The sequence below is a fragment of the Cupriavidus sp. SW-Y-13 genome, from assembly GCF_009793345.1.
Lineage (GTDB): Bacteria > Pseudomonadota > Gammaproteobacteria > Burkholderiales > Burkholderiaceae > Cupriavidus.
This window is the reverse complement of record NZ_WHLX01000002.1, coordinates 1158843-1175555: the sequence shown is the minus strand read 5'-3', so window position 1 is coordinate 1175555 and position 16713 is coordinate 1158843. Positions and strand designations below refer to the sequence as shown.

General features: G+C 64.9%; 15 protein-coding genes. 5 read left to right on the top strand and 10 right to left on the bottom strand.

Annotated features, from left to right (window positions below):
* Positions 1 to 82 precede the first annotated feature (82 nt).
* The gene (locus GA566_RS20955) at positions 83 to 2275 is read left to right on the top strand and encodes a TonB-dependent siderophore receptor (RefSeq protein WP_237380551.1); all 2193 of its coding nucleotides are present in this window, start codon (positions 83 to 85) and stop codon (positions 2273 to 2275) included.
* Here the strand turns inward: GA566_RS20955 and GA566_RS20950 are convergent, their stop codons facing one another.
* Positions 2276 to 3166, bottom strand: coding sequence for an AraC family transcriptional regulator (locus GA566_RS20950; protein ID WP_160473925.1), 891 nt, complete (start codon positions 3164 to 3166; stop codon positions 2276 to 2278).
* Positions 3167 to 3306: 140 nt separating this feature from the next.
* Between GA566_RS20950 and GA566_RS20945 the strand changes: the two genes are divergently transcribed.
* Entirely contained in the window at positions 3307 to 3852 is a 546-nt protein-coding gene (locus GA566_RS20945; RefSeq protein ID WP_137923682.1) for a carboxymuconolactone decarboxylase family protein, read from the top strand.
* A 67-nt stretch (positions 3853 to 3919) separates the two neighbouring features.
* Here GA566_RS20945 and GA566_RS20940 read toward each other — a convergent pair whose 3' ends face one another.
* The 4 genes from GA566_RS20940 to GA566_RS20925 form a co-directional block, all read right to left on the bottom strand.
* On the bottom strand, positions 3920 to 4570 hold the full coding sequence (locus GA566_RS20940; protein ID WP_137923681.1) for an HAD domain-containing protein: 651 nt from the start codon (positions 4568 to 4570) through the stop codon (positions 3920 to 3922).
* Positions 4571 to 4874: 304 nt separating this feature from the next.
* A complete protein-coding gene (locus GA566_RS20935; protein WP_137923680.1) occupies positions 4875 to 5075 on the bottom strand; it encodes a hypothetical protein in 201 nt (66 codons plus the stop codon).
* Positions 5076 to 5307: 232 nt separating this feature from the next.
* Complete coding sequence (locus tag GA566_RS20930; RefSeq protein ID WP_212745210.1) at positions 5308 to 6912, bottom strand: methyl-accepting chemotaxis protein; 1605 nt, start codon at positions 6910 to 6912, stop codon at positions 5308 to 5310.
* 220 nt (positions 6913 to 7132) lie between these two features.
* Positions 7133 to 7894: a response regulator transcription factor gene (locus GA566_RS20925; protein ID WP_137923679.1), complete on the bottom strand. Its 762-nt coding sequence runs from the start codon at positions 7892 to 7894 to the stop codon at positions 7133 to 7135.
* A gap of 384 nt (positions 7895 to 8278) precedes the next feature.
* Between GA566_RS20925 and cls the strand changes: the two genes are divergently transcribed.
* From cls to GA566_RS20910, 3 genes are all read left to right on the top strand, one after another.
* Positions 8279 to 9727 carry a cardiolipin synthase gene (gene cls, locus GA566_RS20920; protein WP_137923678.1) on the top strand — a complete coding sequence of 483 codons (1449 nt, stop codon included), beginning with the start codon at positions 8279 to 8281 and terminating at the stop codon, positions 9725 to 9727.
* A 105-nt stretch (positions 9728 to 9832) separates the two neighbouring features.
* The gene (locus GA566_RS20915; RefSeq protein WP_160473923.1) at positions 9833 to 10489 is read left to right on the top strand and encodes a TetR/AcrR family transcriptional regulator; all 657 of its coding nucleotides are present in this window, start codon (positions 9833 to 9835) and stop codon (positions 10487 to 10489) included.
* Between the two features lie 307 nt (positions 10490 to 10796).
* The gene (locus GA566_RS20910) at positions 10797 to 11261 is read left to right on the top strand and encodes a hypothetical protein (RefSeq protein ID WP_160473922.1); all 465 of its coding nucleotides are present in this window, start codon (positions 10797 to 10799) and stop codon (positions 11259 to 11261) included.
* A 21-nt stretch (positions 11262 to 11282) separates the two neighbouring features.
* Here the strand turns inward: GA566_RS20910 and GA566_RS20905 are convergent, their stop codons facing one another.
* The 5 genes from GA566_RS20905 to GA566_RS20885 form a co-directional block, all read right to left on the bottom strand.
* The gene (locus GA566_RS20905; RefSeq protein ID WP_137923675.1) at positions 11283 to 11708 is read right to left on the bottom strand and encodes a hypothetical protein; all 426 of its coding nucleotides are present in this window, start codon (positions 11706 to 11708) and stop codon (positions 11283 to 11285) included.
* 286 nt (positions 11709 to 11994) lie between these two features.
* Positions 11995 to 12750, bottom strand: a complete 756-nt coding sequence (locus GA566_RS20900) for an endonuclease/exonuclease/phosphatase family protein (RefSeq protein ID WP_249359119.1) — start codon at positions 12748 to 12750, stop codon at positions 11995 to 11997.
* The gene (locus GA566_RS20895; RefSeq protein WP_160473920.1) at positions 12747 to 14921 is read right to left on the bottom strand and encodes a VTT domain-containing protein; all 2175 of its coding nucleotides are present in this window, start codon (positions 14919 to 14921) and stop codon (positions 12747 to 12749) included. The genes GA566_RS20900 and GA566_RS20895 overlap by 4 nt, the downstream gene beginning before the upstream one ends.
* Before the next feature lie 109 nt (positions 14922 to 15030).
* Positions 15031 to 15804 carry an AraC family transcriptional regulator gene (locus GA566_RS20890; RefSeq protein ID WP_160473919.1) on the bottom strand — a complete coding sequence of 258 codons (774 nt, stop codon included), beginning with the start codon at positions 15802 to 15804 and terminating at the stop codon, positions 15031 to 15033.
* Complete coding sequence (locus GA566_RS20885) at positions 15788 to 16708, bottom strand: DMT family transporter (protein WP_160473918.1); 921 nt, start codon at positions 16706 to 16708, stop codon at positions 15788 to 15790. The genes GA566_RS20890 and GA566_RS20885 overlap by 17 nt, the downstream gene beginning before the upstream one ends.
* Positions 16709 to 16713: the final 5 nt, after the last annotated feature.

The window sequence follows — 16713 nt, the reverse complement described above, 5'->3', positions numbered from 1 at the left end:
CCTTCATTTTCTGGAATCGGGTTAAGCCTGCCCGCGCGGAGGGATTGCGCGGCGCAAAAATTATTCTTTTGGGAGTGTCACCTTGTCTTTCACGAACCAATCGCGAGCGTCCGTCTCGCGTACCCCGTTGCGTCACCTTGTCACCGCACTGGCTGCTGCCGGCCTGCTGCCGACGCTTGCCTTCGCACAGGAGGCAGCCGCCGATGCGGCGGCGCAGAATCCCGTTACCACGTTGCCGGCCGTGACCGTGAAGGGCGCAGCGTCTCCCGACCAGTTGCCCGAGGCGTATGCCGGCGGACAAGTGGCACGGGGCGGTCGTCTCGGCGTGCTCGGCAACCAGGATTTCATGGACGTGCCATTCAGCATCACGTCGTACACCTCCCAGCAGATCCAGAACCAGCAGGCCCGTACGCTCGGTGGCGTGCTCGCTGACGATCCCGCCGTGCGTGTGACCTCGGGCTTTGGCAATTTCTCCGAAGCCTTCGTCGTGCGCGGCTTCACGCTGACTGGCGACGACATCAGCTACAACGGCCTGTACGGCATCGCACCGCGCCAGTTGGTTTCGCCCGAGGGCCTGGAGCGCGTGGAAGTGTTCCGCGGCGCCAACGCGTTCCTGAACGGTGTATCGCCGGCAGGTACGACAATCGGGGGTTCCATCAATCTGGTGCCGAAGTACGCGCTGGCTGCGCCGATCACGCAGGGCACGATCGACTACACGAGCGATGGCCAGGTCGGTGGCCACATTGACGTTGGCCGTCGCTTTGGCGAGAAGAAGCAGTTCGGCGTGCGCGTCAATGCAATGGCGCGTGGCGGCGATACCGCGGTCGACAACGAGAGCCGCCAGCAGCGCTTGTTTACGCTGGGCCTTGACTATCAGGGCGACGCGTTCCGCGTGAACGCTGATTTTGGCTACCAGAAGGAGTCGGTATTCCAGGGCCGCGCTACGATTAATCTTGCCAACACTGCGACGGCGTTACCGCCAGTGCCGTCTTCCACAACGAATTGGGCGCAGCAGTGGACGAACTCGAAGCTGGAAGATACCTACGGGACGATCCGCGCCGAGTACGACATCACGAAGGACTGGACGACCTATGCCGCCTTTGGTGCGCACCACAGTAATGAATTTGGTAACTACAGCGGCGCCAACGTCGGTAATAGCGGTTTCGGAACGGCGTCGCTCCTTTCTGTGCCCTTCAAGCAGGACACGATCACGGGTGAAGTGGGTGTGCGCGGCAAGTTTGCCACCGGCCCGGTGAAACACACGGTCAACCTCAGTTGGTCTGGCCTGAAGCAGGAAAAGGCTTCGGCATTTGGGTCTTCCGGTACGTTCCCGACGAACCTCTACAATGCGCCGGCCGTCGCCTATCCGACAGCGAACATCACCGGCAACTTTGCTGACCCATACACCACAGGCCGCACGAACCTGAACGGCGTTTCGTTCTCCGACACGCTAAGCTTCTTGAACGACCGTGTGCTGTTGACTGGTGGCGTACGTCATCAAGTGATCAATGTGCGTGGCTATGCCACCGCCGATGGCGCGCAGACATCCACTTACAACGATTCTGCCACCTCGCCAATGTTCGGCCTCGTGGTGAAGCCGCTACAGAACGTGTCGGTGTATTACAACTACATTGAGGGCTTGGCTCAGGGCCCCACGGCTGGCAATACCGCTGTAAACCGCGGCGAGATCTTCCCGCCGGTAAAGTCGAAGCAGCAGGAAGCGGGCGTGAAGTATGACGCCGGCAAGTTCGGCACGACGCTGGCGATCTTTCAGATCGAACAGCCTCAGGGAACGACGTTGTCGGGCAGCGTGTTCGGCCTGCGTGAACTGCGTAACCGCGGCGTGGAGCTGAGCGTGTTTGGCGAGCCGCTGCGTGGCTTCCGCTTGCTTGGGGGTGTGTCGTACATCGACTCCAAGTACCAGAACGATCCGCTGCTGGACGGCAAGAAGGGCGTTGGCGTGCCTAACTACACGGTGACGCTGAGCGGCGAGTACGATTTGCCCTTCCTGGTGGGCTCGACCGTATCGGCCCGCTATATCCAGACCGGACGTCAGGCGGCCAACACGTCGAACACGATCAGCCTGCCATCCTGGAATCGTTTCGATCTTGGTGCTCGTTACACCTTCAAGGCTTCGCAAATGCGCTACACAATGCGCGCTGCGGTCGAGAACATCGCCAACAAGGACTACTGGGCAGGTGTTTCGACTTCCAACAACGTGCTGTTCGTTGGCGCGCCGCGTACCTTCAAGCTCTCGATGACGGTCGACTACTGATCATTGATCGGCCGTTGCAGCCATTTGCTCCGTGCGCAGCCAGTCGCGCGGAGACTGGCCCACCCGGGCCAGGAACACACGTGATAGCGCCGACGGGTTGGCATAGCCCAATTCGTCGGCCAGCAGTTTCAGCGGCGCGCCTTCGCGCAGCCGCGACTGCGCCAGGCTGACGCGCCAGTCGGTCAGGTAGTCGGCCGGTGTCTGGCCGACGACATTGCGAAACGCCTCGGCGAACGCGCTGCGCGACATGCCCGCGCAGGCCGCCATCTGCTCCAGATTCCAGCTTTCTCCCGGTGCCTCGTGCATCGCCACCAGTGCGCGCGCGAGCCGTGCATCGGACAGCCCCGTGATCAATCCGGGCTGCACGCCGGCTGCGTCGGGATGATCGAGCATCCATCGCAGTAGCTGAATCAGCACCACTTCGAACAGCCGATCCGCCAGCAGCCGCTGGCCACAGCGCACGCGCTCGGTCTCGGCGAACAGCAGTGACAGGGCAGGGCCCAACCCTTCGACTTGCGCCAGTGGCAGCACGATCAGCGGCGGCAACGCGCGTGCCAGCGGATTGCGCACGCCGCCCGCGAATTCGAGGGTGGCGCAGGCAAACTGCGAACCCTCGGCGGGCGGATTGTGGAAGGTGTGGATGGCCGGGCGCGGATAGAACAGCAGCGATGGCTCGCGGATCGACAACTCCCTCGGCAGTCCCTTTGTGCGATGCGTGACAGTCATCTCGCCGTCGCGCATGACGTGCAGGAAACCGCGCGCCGGCTCGTTGAAGCGCGAAATGCCGCACAGCGGGCCGCTATGGAACAGGTGCGCGTGGATGCGGAAGCGCTCCAACAACGCCGAGAGCCGGTCGATGGGAGCGAGAACGGGAGTGGTGAGGCTTGCCATGGCGTCTGGACGAATGGGTATGTTTGCTGGACGGATAGTATCCCAACGTGCGGCGGTAGCGGCCATAGTGGAACCCAAGGACAGCGACACACCAGTCCGAACGTAACGAACCCACCACGCATCCGCATCAGGAGTCCATCATGACCGCACGTATCCCCGTACCCGACACGCAATCGGCCCCCGCTGGCAGCCAGGCCGCCCTTGCTCAGATCCACGGCGCTTTCGGCGTCGTTCCCAAGATGTTCCGCGCCGTATCCAATTCGCCGGCCGCGCTGCAATCGATGTGGGGCGCCTTCGGTGCGCTCGGCGGCGGCGTCATTCCCGCGGCGCTGGGCGAGCAGATCGCCGTGGCAGTGGCCGACCGCAACCGCTGCGAGTATTGCCTGGCCGCGCACACGGCGCTAGGCCGCAAGGCGGGCGCCAGCGCCGAGCAGATGGCCGCCGCCCAGCGTGGCGAATCGACCGATCCGAAGACCGCTGCGGCACTGGCGTTCGCGCTGCAACTGGTGGAGTCGCGCGGCCAGAGCAGCGATGCCGATATCGCCCGTCTGCGGGAAGTCGGTTTCAATGACGAGGAAATCGTCGAGATCGTTGCCCATGTTGCGCTGAACCTGTTCACCAACTACATCAACGTGGCATTCGCCGTGCCGGTGGATTTTCCGGCGGTGAAGCTCAATCCGCGTTAATTCCGGTCTGACGCAGATGTAAAAAAAGCCGCTCCTCGGAGCGGCTTTTGTCCCATGGTGCGACGCCTCAGGCGTGGATCACCGAGGGAGTGAACTGCTTGCCGGTCAGGCTGGCCACGGCAACGGCCACGGCTTGCTCACGCGCGCCATCGGCAGCCGGGGAGGGCATGAAGCGCTCCGGTTCCTCACGGGCCAGACGTTGCAGGTGGCGCAGCTTGGCCTTCAGGCCCGGCTCGACGCGCGAATCGGGGGTGACCGTGGACGGGCAGGCCACACCCAGAATGTCGAGCGCCTGTCGGAAGTTGTCGACCGTCAGCCCTTCGGCCGGGTCCACGCAGACCAGGCGGGCGCGCTGCTCCGCACTGAACGACGCGGCCGGTGCCGTGGACAGGATCACCCAGGCGCCCGGCATGGCGTGCTGGGCAGACCATGCGCCGATTTCCGCAGCGTGGCCGCCATGCACGGCCGGCGTCATGCCTTCCACCTGAAGGTCCAGTTGCTGGAAGATCGCGGCAGGCGTGCCGCGTCGCCATGCGTCGGAGACCACCACCCGGGCGCCAGCAATACCGAACAGCCGGCGCAGGAAACCCAGGGCGATGGGATCGAAAAACCTGACATCCCGAAGAGTCCCCGTGTTCGGCGTACCGCCCAGACGGGCAGCGGAGCGGTCCGAGTACAGGACACCGGGTACGTCCAGCATGATGAGGCGTTCAGACATGATTCGTGGTCACTCGTGATGGGATGGGTCTAGCGTATCTGGCTTTTTGCCGAGAAAGCGGCCACAAAATGTGCATAAGTGCAACAGTTGTGTAACTTGCTCGGTTCACTCGTAAATGCCGGTTACCCCGTTCCCGTATTTGTTTCCTGCGGACACAACTGCCGCACCAGGCTTGGGATTGCAGCCCGAAACGGCTTGCGGATGCTGACCCAATGATCGCCTCAACGGGCCGTCGGGCCAGCCGGTTGACAGGAATTTGAAAGGAAATGTACGGCAATCGGTCGCGGCCGCAACATGGGTGACATTAGCGGCGGCGCAGCAATTGCATTTCGAAATGCTCGAAGGCGTATTGGCAGGGAATGCCGCAGAACAAGTCCGTCGCGCCAACCGGTTTCTCGCAGGCGTGGCAGGTGCCGCAGGGCTTGAGGCGGGGCGCCCAGTCGCGTCCGGCGTGATCGAAGTCTTCCTCGAATGACGAATCGTCCTGGGCGGCCTTGCGGAGCATGCGTCGTTCCTGCCTTTTCGCAACTTGCGCGTCTGCGTTGATGGGTCGGGGCCGACTGCGCCAAGGGCAGTGGCACCGGCATCCATGCTAGCGCGGCCACCTTCATCGGCAAATCGGATCAACACTATTTACGGCAATACGCGGGCAGCCTGAAGCCGCGCCTTCTCTGACGGCAAGGTGCGCGGCCCCGGGCGGCATTGCGGCGATGCGGCAATATCGTTGGCGGACAGCTTCAGAACTGGAAGCGTGCCACATCGCTTTCGAGCGCCGCAGCCTGCAGGTCCAGCCGTGCTGCCTGGCCAGTCACGCTATCCACGAGCCGTGCGTTGTCGGCGCTGGTCTGTTCCAGACGGGCCAGCGCCTCGGTTACCGTGCGGATGCCGGCGGCCTGCTCGCTGGCCAGGTTGCCAAGCTCAGAGGCCAGCGTATGACTGTGGTGCACGGCGGAATCGATGCCGGACATTGCAGTTTCCACGTGCGTGCTCAGTTCCGCCCCGCGTGCAATCTCGCGCGCGGCGGCGCCGATGATGGTGTTGATTTCCCGCGCGGCCGTGGCGCTGCGTTGCGCCAGCGCGCGCACTTCCTGCGCCACCACGGCAAAGCCTCGTCCGGCTTCGCCAGCGCGCGCCGCTTCCACGGCAGCGTTGAGCGCGAGGATATTGGTCTGGAACGCAATGCTCTCGATCACGGCGACGATGTCCGAGATATTGCGCGACTGGGCGTGGACGTTGGCCATGGCTTCGCTCATATCCCGTACGGCAGCCATGCCGGTGCCGGTGGCCAGCCGCGCACGGCTTGCCATGTCGCTCGACTCCTGCGCCTGCTGGTGAGCCTGCTGGACCAGTGCGGTGAGCCGCGTCACGTTGGCGGCGGCATCGGCCAGCGCAGCGGCCTGCGTACCGGTACGCGTGGCAAGTTCCTCGTTGCCCTGCGTGATGCCGTGGCTGGCGTCGGAGATTTCATGCGCGCATTGCTGGATACGGGCCAGTACGCCGGCCAGCTCCTCGCGCATGCCTGCCAGGAAAAACAGCAGGCTGCTGCGGTCGTGGCTGCGCAGCGCGACGTGCGCGGTCAGGTCGCCACCGGCGATACTGTTCGCCACGGCTGCGGCATCGCGTGGTTCGCCACCCAGCTCGCGCGTCAGGCTGCGTGCGGCGATCCAGGCCAGCCACGCGGCGGCCAGCAGGCTGGTCATCAGCAGGCCGGCCATGACCCATTGCGCGCGCGTCTGCGCGGCGGCCACGCCGGCCACCGTGTCGGCTGCCTGCTGGGCGAGCGCGGTCCGCGTGGTTTCGATCAGCGCGCCGAGCTTCTGCAGTTGCTGGCCCAGGAAATGGCTTTCGATGGAGACCGAGGCATCGAACTGCAAGGCATCGAGCGGCTGCTTGCGCATGAGATCGACATACTTGTCCGTCAATTCGCCCGCAGCGGCGCGTTCCGTCTGCAACGCCTGCGCTTGCTGGGGCGCGGCGGTACGCACGCCGTCCACGGCGGTAGCCAGATTCTTCATGGCGGCGGCAATATCGTTGGTCGCCGTGTCCCGCTCCGCGCTCGATGTGGCCAGCGTCAACGCCAGTTGCGCGCGTCCCAGCGTGGCGAGCGAGGCTTGCGCGCGCTCGGCGGAAATGGCCCCGCGCATATCGCGCTGGTAGAGCGTGTCGGTGTCCTGCTTGAGTTCGATGAGGTTGACGATGCCGGTCAGGCCGACGATGGCACCGAATGCGTAGATGAGGGCGAACGCGGCGGAAAGCCGCAGGACCAGCGGCAGTCTTGCCAATCCCTGCCACACGGATTGGCCGCGCCGGGCGGGCAGCCCGATCTTGATGGCTTGCAACACGAAAAACACTCCTCCGGGGCAATGCCCCGCCATGCCATGACCCATGCGCGGCAGCTTCCGGGTCTCTCGATGTCTGGCAAGGAACCAGGGAACCCGTGACGCCGCGGCGCGGTGTGATGGTCCGCGACGCATGTGACGTTGGCGTGACGCCGCGTCATTGGAGGAGGGATGTCAGAGGGGCGCTACATCGCGTTGCCGATGCAGCGCCCTGACGCATGGCTCAGTAGTGGAGGGCCAGCGAATCGTGCTCGCGATGCGCGGTGAGTTCTTCGCGCGCCGCGTGGTCGAGCACATCGAGCCGGTAGCCCTGTGCATAGACCACGGAAACGGTAACGCCGTTCTCGGGGCAAAGATTGAGGGTCCGCCGCATGCGAGACACCAGCCCGGCCAGCGCGCGGGAGTCTCCCGGCAGGTCGTGGCCCCAGATCGTATTCTCGATGCGCTGGCTGGCCAGGATACGGCCGGCATTGGCGAACATCAGCATGGCGAGGTCGAACTCCTTGGGTGTCATCGGTATCCGTACGCCGTGCAGCGTGGCATAACGGCCGGGACTGTTCAGCTCGTAGCCGCCCGCGCGCAGGGGCAGGGGCGTCCGCAGCCGAGTATCCACTACGCGACGGCGCAATGCGCTGAGCCGAGCCAGCAGCACGCGGGCGCTGAGCGGACGGACCACGTAGTCGTCAGCGCCGGCATCGAGCGCCTCCACGACGTCGTCGTCGCTGCCCTGTCCGGCGATCAGCACGATGGGCACGTCGCGGTTGCGCACGGCACGCACAGCGCGGATGACATCGATGGCGGAGATATCGGGCAGTTCACGGTCGATCAGGAGCATGTCGTAATTGTCGTGCCCCAGGCCGTGGATCAGGTCGCGGCCGGCCTGAAAGTAACTGCACTGGAACCCGGCAATGGAGAGCAATTCCTGCATGGGATGGAGGGGGGAGGCGCTGCTGCCCAGCAGCGCAATGTTGGCACGCTCATTCATACGGCACTATCGATCCTGCAAAACACATTAAAAGGACAAAACGTTGGTGGCAGCGTATCGACGAGGGAGCGCTGCAACAATCGCGGTTTCCTTAAAAAGGCTTCAGTGGCGTCACAGGTGTCGCGGCTTGCGGCGAGGCACGCTGGCCTGCGGCGTCTAATCCGATGTTTTGTATGGGTTTACGGGTGGCGGCTGCTTATCCACAGAACTTGTGGATAACCACGCCCGAACGGGTGTCGACCCGCCGTCCGCATGCGGAACCCATCGGCGTGATTAAAAAATGGGCAACTCCGGCCTGTACCATGGTGTGGATGCGCGCATGTGACGTGCCATGCCAGAATAGGGCCCTCTGGGTCAGGGAAGCCTCCGGGCTGCCAGTTGCCGATGCTGAGTCCAAGCGTGATTGCCGTGATCGTGGTCGCCTTCCACACCGTGGGGGTCGTGGCGGCCCTGCACGCCGTCATGACGGTGCGTACCGCGCCGGGCGCCATCGCGTGGGCGGGATCGCTGGTGATGATGCCGTACCTGACACTGGTGCCTTACCTGATCTTTGGGCGCAGCCGGTTCGCCGGTTACGTCAACGCCCGACGTTTCAACAACGACCGCCTGCGCGAGATCGGCCAGGGCATGACCGCACACGAGCGCGAGGCGCTCAGGGCCAGCGTGGTGGACTTGCCCGCGCAGGCATGCATGCGGGCACTGCCGGCCCTCACCGGCATTCCGTGCATGGGCAACAACGATGTGCGATTGCTGATCAACGGCGATGCCACGTTCGACGCGATCTTCGCGGCCATCGACGCCGCGAAGGAGCAGGTGCTCGTGCAGTTTTTCATCGTGCATGACGACGAGCTTGGCCGTGCGTTGCAGCGTCGATTGTGCGAGCGGGCTCAGGCCGGTGTCAGGGTCTATTTCCTCTACGACAGTATCGGATGCCATGCGCTGGGCCGCGAGTATGTTCGCGTGCTGCACGCGGCGGGCGTGCAGGCCCGGCCTTTTTCCACGCATCCCGGCTTTGTCAATCGTTTCCAGTTGAACTTCCGCAATCATCGGAAACTGGTCGTGGTGGATGGCGGACGCGCTTTCGTGGGCGGCCACAACGTTGGCAACGAGTACCTTGGCAAACGTTCGCCGCTGTCTCCATGGCGCGACACCCATATCGAAATCCGTGGTCCTGCGGTGCTGACACTGCAGATGGCGTTTGCCGAAGACTGGTACTGGGCTGCGAAGGAGGTGCCGTACCTGATGATGCCGCCGGACCCCAAGGTGGGCCAGGGGGAGGGGGGCGGGATGACGGTCCAGGTGGTGCCGTCCGGTCCGGCCGATGCGCAGGAAACCTGCTCGCTGTTCTTCGTCGAAGCGATCCGGTCGGCCAGACACCGGTTGTGGGTGACATCGCCGTACTTCGTGCCCGATGAGGCTGTGTTCGCGATGCTGAGGCTCGCCGTGCTGCGCGGCGTGGACGTGCGCATCCTGATTCCGTCCCGGCCCGACCACCTCGTGGTCTACGGCGCTTCCACGATATATGCCTACCAGGCCATCCTTGCCGGCGTGAAGGTCTATCGCTACGAGCCGGGCTTCCTGCACCAGAAGGTGGTGCTGATCGACGATATTGCGGCTGCGGTGGGCACGGCCAATCTGGACAACCGCTCGTTCCGGCTGAACTTCGAATTGATGATCATGACGGCGGATTCCGCCTTTGCCGCAGATGTGGAAAAGATGCTGGAGGCCGATTTCGCGCATGCGCGAGAGATCGATACCAGCGACTTTCTCGCATCCCCAGCCGTGTTGCGCGTGGCCATGCACGTGGCCAAGCTGTTTGCACCGATTCTCTGACGCGCCGCACGGCGCGTGCTGCGTCGCATCGGGCACTGGCACTATTTGTGTACACTGTCTACTATTAATGCCAACAAGATGGACGCTGTCCACATGAGGGGAAGCATGAACCGCGCAGCCGCCAGCATTCCGCCGTCGCGAACCACTTATCGGCATGGCGACCTGCGCCGTGCGCTGCTGGAAGCGGGCGTGGACCTGGCCCGGCACGGTGGTCCCGATGCCATCGTGTTGCGCGAGGCCACGCGCCGCGCCGGCGTGGTGCCCAACGCCGCCTATCGCCACTTCGCCAATCGACAGGACCTGTTGCAGGCGGTACGCGCCTCGGCGCTGTCGAGCCTGGCCATGGCCATGGAAGCTGAACTTGCCGCCATTCCGCCCGATGCATCTGCCGTGGAGCGTGCACGGGGCAGCCTGCGCGCCGTGGGCACCGGGTACCTGCGCTTTGCACTGTCCGAAACCGGACTGTTCCGGACCGCCTTCTCGGTGCCGGACGAGGTGGAGAACGATACCGATCCGGACAAGGCCGGCAACAGCGGCATGAATCCATTCGAATTGCTTGGTGCGTCGCTGGACCGTTGGGTCGATGCCGGAATCCTCCCGGCTGCGCGCCGCCCCGGCGCCGAATACATCGCCTGGGCGGCTGTGCACGGCCTGGCCATCATGCTGATCGACGGGCCATTACGCGAGGGCGCGAACGAGAACGCCGCAAAGTTCGGCCCACGCCTGCTGGAAATGGTGGAGAAAGGGCTGCTGGCCGTGTGAAGGAAAGGGAGCGAAAAAACGGGAGCGAAAAAAAGGGAGCGAAAAGTAGGGAGCGAAAAAAAGATGCCACGCGCGGGGAGCAACGTGGCATTGGAATCAGGAGTTGCAGGGGAAGGGTTCCCCGCAATCCATCTCGGATGCCCGTATGGCATGGGCGAAGTGGAGTCTATTAAGACGATTCTGAGAAAAAAATCGGAAAACCCTTAAATGAGGACTTCTTTCGCAGATACCTGTCTAACGTTTGCGGAGCGCCACGTGTGTGGTCCGCCAACGAGGGGAGCGGGACATGCGAGGCATGCGAGGAAGGATGCCGGGGATCGGAAAGGGCCTAGTGTTTTCGCTCGCCGCCCTGCTGGCGGGATGCGTGGCCTACCCTGGTTACGACGTGGCCCCCGGATATGGCTATGGCAGCTATTCGGGTTACGCGGGATATTCGGGATCTTCGGGATCTTCGGGATACACCGGGTATGGGGGATATGCGGGGTCGTCGAGCTACTACTATGGCGGCTACCCGTACGGCTATCCCTACGCCTATTACGGCGCGCCCATCTACGGCAGTGTATGGATCGGCAGCGGTTGCTGCGGATATCGGGGCTACTACGGCTACCGGGGCTATGGGTATCGCGGCTACTACGGTTATCGCGGTGGATACCACGGTGGATATGGCGGGGGCTATCGCGGCGGCTACCACGGTGGGTATCGCGGCGGATATGTCGGAGGGTATCGCGGCGGGTACGGAGGCTCCCGTGGCGGCGGCCGGGGTCGGCGCTAGCCGCCCGGCACTACACAGGCGTCACGGCAATTGCCGCAGCTGGCCGATGACGGACATCAGCCGGCCATGCGCCACGGTGACTGACGCCTCATCCTGCAGGGCTTCCTGATAGCGCTTGCGAAACGCTTCGTCCCCGCGTTCGCTGAACATCTTCTGCGTGGCGCCCGCCACGGCGCGGCAGGTCTCATCATGGTGTTCATCGCCATCGAGTTCCTCGTCGATCTCGACGATCAGCCGTGACAGCGGATCGAGCCAGCGGAAAAATGCTTCCTCCGTGATGAGCTGAACAAACTGGCCTGCGGGAATCGGACCATGCAGCCGTTCGTACTGGCCGCGATCGTAGCCAATGACTTCCTTGTGCACCTCGAGCAGCGCCGCGCGCAAGGCACGTAGCCCCGAGCGGCGGGTTTCCTGGATGGCGAGGAACTGTTCGCTGGGCATGCCCATCTCCACTTTCCTGTTTACGGGCAGGCGCTGTCGAGCCATGGTGCGGCGTCCTCCCGTGGACGCCATTGGCCTGTCCCTTGTTATTGGACGCACACGTACACGCTCGACGGGATGCACGGTGCGCGAAGTCAGTATAGGCACCCAAGATGCCCCGATCTAGCGCATCCGCCTAGCGAAATACCCGTATTGCCGCTGCGCCGCATTCCGTATGGGCCAAGGTGGATGCCAGCGCGCGGGCGATGCGTATTGCGACGCAGCAGCGACGCACCGCGCCATGTTCCGTGCTTCAGGCATGCAATGGATCGGAAGTCAGCCGCATCCGCGCGCGCAATGGCAGGTGGTCCGATGCCAGTTTCGCCATCGCGCTACGGTGGCTGGCCACCGCCAGCAGGTGCGCGCGCGGCGAGGTCCAGATGCGGTCGAGTGCCAGGAACGGCCAGCGTGACGGGAATGTGGACACATGCGGCGTGCGCTCGAAATAGGCATGCAGCCAGCGCAACGGACGGCCCCACAGGAACCACTCGTTGACATCGCCAAGCAGGATCGTCGGTTGCTCCGGCGCCTCGGCCAGCGCGGTGAGCAGACGTCGCACCTGCCAGCGCCGCTCGCTCGGCAGCAGCCCCAGGTGCGTGGCAATCACGCGCAGTGCAAAGGTGCCCGATTCGATCGCATTGCATTCAAGCTGGGCGTCGATGGCGCCGCGCGGCTCGCGCCGCCGCACACTGAGGTCGATGTGGCGCACGCTCAGGGGCCGATAGCGCGTGAGCAATGCGTTGCCGTAGTCGCCATCGTCGCGCACGAGTGTCGGGCCGGGAATCGCATGCAGGCCGGTACGTTGCGAGAGGAACTGCAGCATGTCGAAGCCGGTGCCGCGCGTCTCTACCTCCTGTAGCGCGATGAGGTCGGCGCGCAGTTCGCATAGCACGTCGCAGATGCGGTTTGGCACGAAGTGCCCATCGGTGCCGACGCCGCCATGGATGTTGTAGCTCGCCACGGCGATATCGGCATGCAGCGCGCCGTTTGGCACATGGGGTGCGTTCACCGCGCGGCTCCCGTGGCGTGCATTCCGCCCATCGGCGGATGGTTGCGTCGCTGGCGCCGCCGTCGCAGACCCCACCAGATGGCTGCCGGGATCAGCAGGACCAGCGCCAGCAAGGCGAAGGTCATGACATTCGGATCGCGCGCCGCCGCCGCAATGCGATTCACCAGCGATGCCGATAGCACGATGCCCGGCGTGATGCCAATGGCCGTGCCGAGCAGGCAATCCCGCAGCCGGATGCGCGAGGCACCCACCACAAGGTTCACCAGCGTGAACGGCGCCACGGGCACAAGCCGCAGCACCACCATCGCCAGCAGGCCGTGCTGGCTCACCTGCTGGCTGATGCGGTTAAGCCGCTGGCCACCGAAGCGTTGCACGGCATTCCGGCCAAGCAGCCGTCCCGCCGTGCAGGTGGCGGCTGCGCTCATCACGGTGCCGGCCAGCGCCACCGCGCCTCCATACAGCGGCCCGAATACGACAATGGTGACCACGATCAGCACCGTGACCGGCATCATCATGAGCCCGCCCACTACGAAGATCGCCACCATCGCCAGCGGGGCCAGCGGCATCCGGCCGATGTCCTGCACAACGCCCAGCACGTAGCGGAAATCGGCCCATTCGCGCAGTGGCGTATAGCGCCACGCGAAGGCCACGCCAGCCACCACCAGCACCAGTGCCATCAGCACCGCCACACGGTTTGCCACCTGCGGGCGTACCTCGTTGCTCACGAACTCGGCCATGATCTGGTCCGTGTCGATCGGCTCGATGGGGTCGAGCAGCGCGGCATCGGGCACGGCCGCGTCGACGTCTTCCGGCACCGTGGGCGTGAAGGGCTGCAACGTGCGGCCTTCAGGACGGTGCAGCATTGCCAGCGCCTGGTTCAGACGTGGTTTGCCCTCCAGCGCCTGCGTCAGTTCTTCCGTGGTGACGGCGAGGTGTTCGCAGAGCAGGCGGTCGCGCATCGAGCGGATGGCAGCCGCGATGCGCGCGTCGCCGTTGGCTTCGATGGTCACGTTGCATTCGGTGTCGAGCCCGAACGAGCGGTTGCTCAGGTTGGCGGAACCGATAGTCAGCAGATGGTCGTCCACGGCCATCACCTTGCTGTGCACGTTCATGCAGGCGTCGCCAAGGTCCGGCACGTGCGGACAGTACAGCTGGAAACGGCCCTCGGGGTCGGCGTCGCGCAACTCGCGGCAGAGCCGGGCACGCAGCACGCCCATGCTCGCTTCTTCCAGCCAGCCGCTTTCGGTGCGGCGCGATACCAGCGCGATGTCGGGGCCATCCGGTTCGCGCAGCCGTGTCTCGAATGCCTCGGCGATCAGGCCCGAACTGAAGTACTGGTTTTCAAGGTAGATGTTTTCGCGCGCGGCAGCGATGGCATCCACGTAGAGCGCGCGGATCTCGTTGATGCCGGGTGCGTCGTCGCGTTGCGGGAAGGTGCGGCTGATGCCCACGCGCAGGTCCGTGACATCGGGGATGACTTGCTGCGGCCATCGGTCGGCGCCCTGCATCTGGCTGGCCTTCGGTGTGCGCGGATGGCGGCCCGTGGCGCAGAACCATCGGTCGGCGGCCAGATCGCCCAGCGCGGCGGCGGCGGCACCATCGACCACGCACTGCACGTCATGGAACGGCGGATACGGCTTGCCCTCGGGGTCCACGCGGCGCGGCTCGTTGGCCAGATGGTGATGCGAATCCCATCGCCGGATCGTCAGGTCGAGCCCGCCGCAGAACGCCAGTTGATTGTCGATGACCACTACCTTCTGATGATGCGACGCGCCAGCCGGGTGATTCCCGTCGAGGTGAAAGGACAGGCGCCGGTGGGTCTGCCAGTGTTGACGGGCCGAAGGCAGGAACTCCCGCTCCAGCGCGAACACCATCGCGAAATCCCAACTCAGCACGTATACGCGCAGTTTGCGGCGGCGTCGGCACAGCGCATTCAGGAAGTCGCGCAATTCAGCCGGCAGGCCGTCGTTGGGGGCATCGGGCAGCAGCCGCATGCGGCTGTCGATATCCCATCCGAGGATGTAGACCGTGTGCTCGGCGCGCGTGAGGGCCTCGCGCAGCGCGCTGAAATAGGCGTCGCCGTCGACCAGCATCGCGAAGCGGTGGCAGGGCTCCACGCGCCAGCAATTGTGACCAGGGCGAAGCAGGGGGGCGTCGGCAGTGTTTGACATGGCGAAGGGTACGCCGCGCAATTTTCGTACCGAGGCGCCTGGCCGCGTCAGACCGTCCCGCAAGTGGTTTGCCCTGTGTGCTGCTTACTTGCCTTTGTAAATATTGCAGTCAGCGGGCCGCCGTACGCCAGGCGCCGGGAGGCATGCCGAAGCGGCGCGCGAAGGCTCGCGTAAATGTGGTTTGATCGGGGTAGCCCACGCCATGCGCGATATCGGCCAGCGGCATCGTGCCGGCCATGAGCCACTGCACGGCCTGATCGAGACGTAGGCGGGTCTGGTAGCCGTGGGGTGTGTCGCCGAAGGCTTCGCAGAACAGCGTGTGGAAACGGCGTGCGCCCCATCCCACATGCGCGGCGAGGGCATCCACGCGTAGCGGCGAGTCGAGGTGTGCCCGCAGATAGCGGTCGATGTCGGTGACGGGAAAGCGTGCCGCGTCAACAGGTGCATCGCGCAATCCGAGCATCGCGGACAGGCCGTTGGCCAGTCCTGTGGCCTGCTGCCACGCGTGCTGGTTCGATACGTTAGTGCCGCGATCTGCGTCCCGTGCCGTGGCCAGCGCCCGGACGCGCGTCGCGAAGTTGCCGTCCATGGAGAACGTACGTGGCCGCGCCATCAGCCGTGCGGGCAAGGCCACCGAACTCGCAGGGAAGTCGGCCACCAGTTGCAGGTTGTCCGTCAATCCGGCGCAGAGGTGATGGGCGCCAGCCGGAATGACGAGTCCCACTTCCGCATCCACGCGGTAGGCATGGCCTTCGATTTCGAGTTCGATCTGGCCATCCACGCCGAACAGCAACTGATGATAGTCGTGCGCGTGACCGAACGGCTGGCGCGGATAGCGGCGCGGCTCGACCAGCGGCGAGGCGTGTTCAACGAGCTTCGGCATGGCGCGCGTTGCCGCGAGTCTGGCACAGCCACACGCCGATGCCGGCCACGGCCATGCCGAGCCACTGCACCGGACCGAGCCGGTCGCCAAATAGCAGCGCGGCCTGTATGGCGGCAAGCGGCGGGGCGAGGAACATCAGCGCGGCGGCGTTCGCTGCTTGTCCGCGCCGGACCAGCCCGAGCAGCAGCCAGGTGCCGAGCCCAGAGAGCACCAGCGCGGCCCAGGCCAGGCTGATCCACAGCGTCGGGCCTGGCGTCCAGCGCAGCGCGCCGGACGTTTCCGATGTCACCGACGTGGCACCCACGACCACAGCAGCCACCAGCATCGCCCCGGCGTTTTGCCAGGCCGAACTGGCGCGGATATCCGCGCGCGCAATCGAGGTCTTCTGGAGCAGGGTGCCCATCGTGATGGAGAGTATCGCCAGCAGCCCGATCAACATGATCCATGGCGACACCGCGTGCGGCGCGCCGGTCTGCATTGCGGGCAAGACTACCAGACCCACCCCCAGCGCGCCCAGCGCGAGTCCGCGCCAGGTACGTGCCGAAGGCCGCTCGCCCAGCAACGGAATGGCGAACAGCGCGGTCAGCAGCGGCTGCAGCGCCCCCAGCAGTGCCATGATCGACGGCGACAACCCGTGCGCCACGGCGCCATATCCCGCGCAGAGGTAAATGCCCTGCATGAGCGCCCCCGCCAGCAGATGCCTCGGCACCTGTGCCAGCGGCGGCCACGCCACCTTCGCCGCCAGCGCAGTGGCAGTGAACAGCAGCGCTGCCAGCGCGAAGCGGGCCAGCAGGAACAAGCTGGTATCGGCCACGGGCACGACGGCCTTGCCGACGATGAAGCCAGTGGACCAGATCAGAACAAAGGCTACGACGGGCAGCCAGGCGGGGAGGGGGCGGGACATGGGGC

Bases quoted from the DNA above. Each gene is read 5' to 3' on its own strand.
- GA566_RS20945 (WP_137923682.1), top strand. From the start codon at position 3,307: ATGACCGCACGTATCCCCGTACCCGACACGCAATCGGCCCCCGCTGGC.
- GA566_RS20925 (WP_137923679.1), bottom strand. From the start codon at position 7,894: ATGAATGAGCGTGCCAACATTGCGCTGCTGGGCAGCAGCGCCTCCCCC.
- GA566_RS20905 (WP_137923675.1), bottom strand. From the start codon at position 11,708: ATGGGCATGCCCAGCGAACAGTTCCTCGCCATCCAGGAAACCCGCCGC.
- GA566_RS20935 (WP_137923680.1), bottom strand. From the start codon at position 5,075: ATGCTCCGCAAGGCCGCCCAGGACGATTCGTCATTCGAGGAAGACTTC.
- GA566_RS20890 (WP_160473919.1), bottom strand. From the start codon at position 15,804: ATGCCGAAGCTCGTTGAACACGCCTCGCCGCTGGTCGAGCCGCGCCGC.
- cls (WP_137923678.1), top strand. From the start codon at position 8,279: ATGCTGAGTCCAAGCGTGATTGCCGTGATCGTGGTCGCCTTCCACACC.
- GA566_RS20940 (WP_137923681.1), bottom strand. From the start codon at position 4,570: ATGTCTGAACGCCTCATCATGCTGGACGTACCCGGTGTCCTGTACTCG.
- GA566_RS20910 (WP_160473922.1), top strand. From the start codon at position 10,797: ATGCCGGGGATCGGAAAGGGCCTAGTGTTTTCGCTCGCCGCCCTGCTG.
- GA566_RS20950 (WP_160473925.1), bottom strand. From the start codon at position 3,166: ATGGCAAGCCTCACCACTCCCGTTCTCGCTCCCATCGACCGGCTCTCG.
- GA566_RS20885 (WP_160473918.1), bottom strand. From the start codon at position 16,708: ATGTCCCGCCCCCTCCCCGCCTGGCTGCCCGTCGTAGCCTTTGTTCTG.
- GA566_RS20915 (WP_160473923.1), top strand. From the start codon at position 9,833: ATGAACCGCGCAGCCGCCAGCATTCCGCCGTCGCGAACCACTTATCGG.
- GA566_RS20895 (WP_160473920.1), bottom strand. From the start codon at position 14,921: ATGTCAAACACTGCCGACGCCCCCCTGCTTCGCCCTGGTCACAATTGC.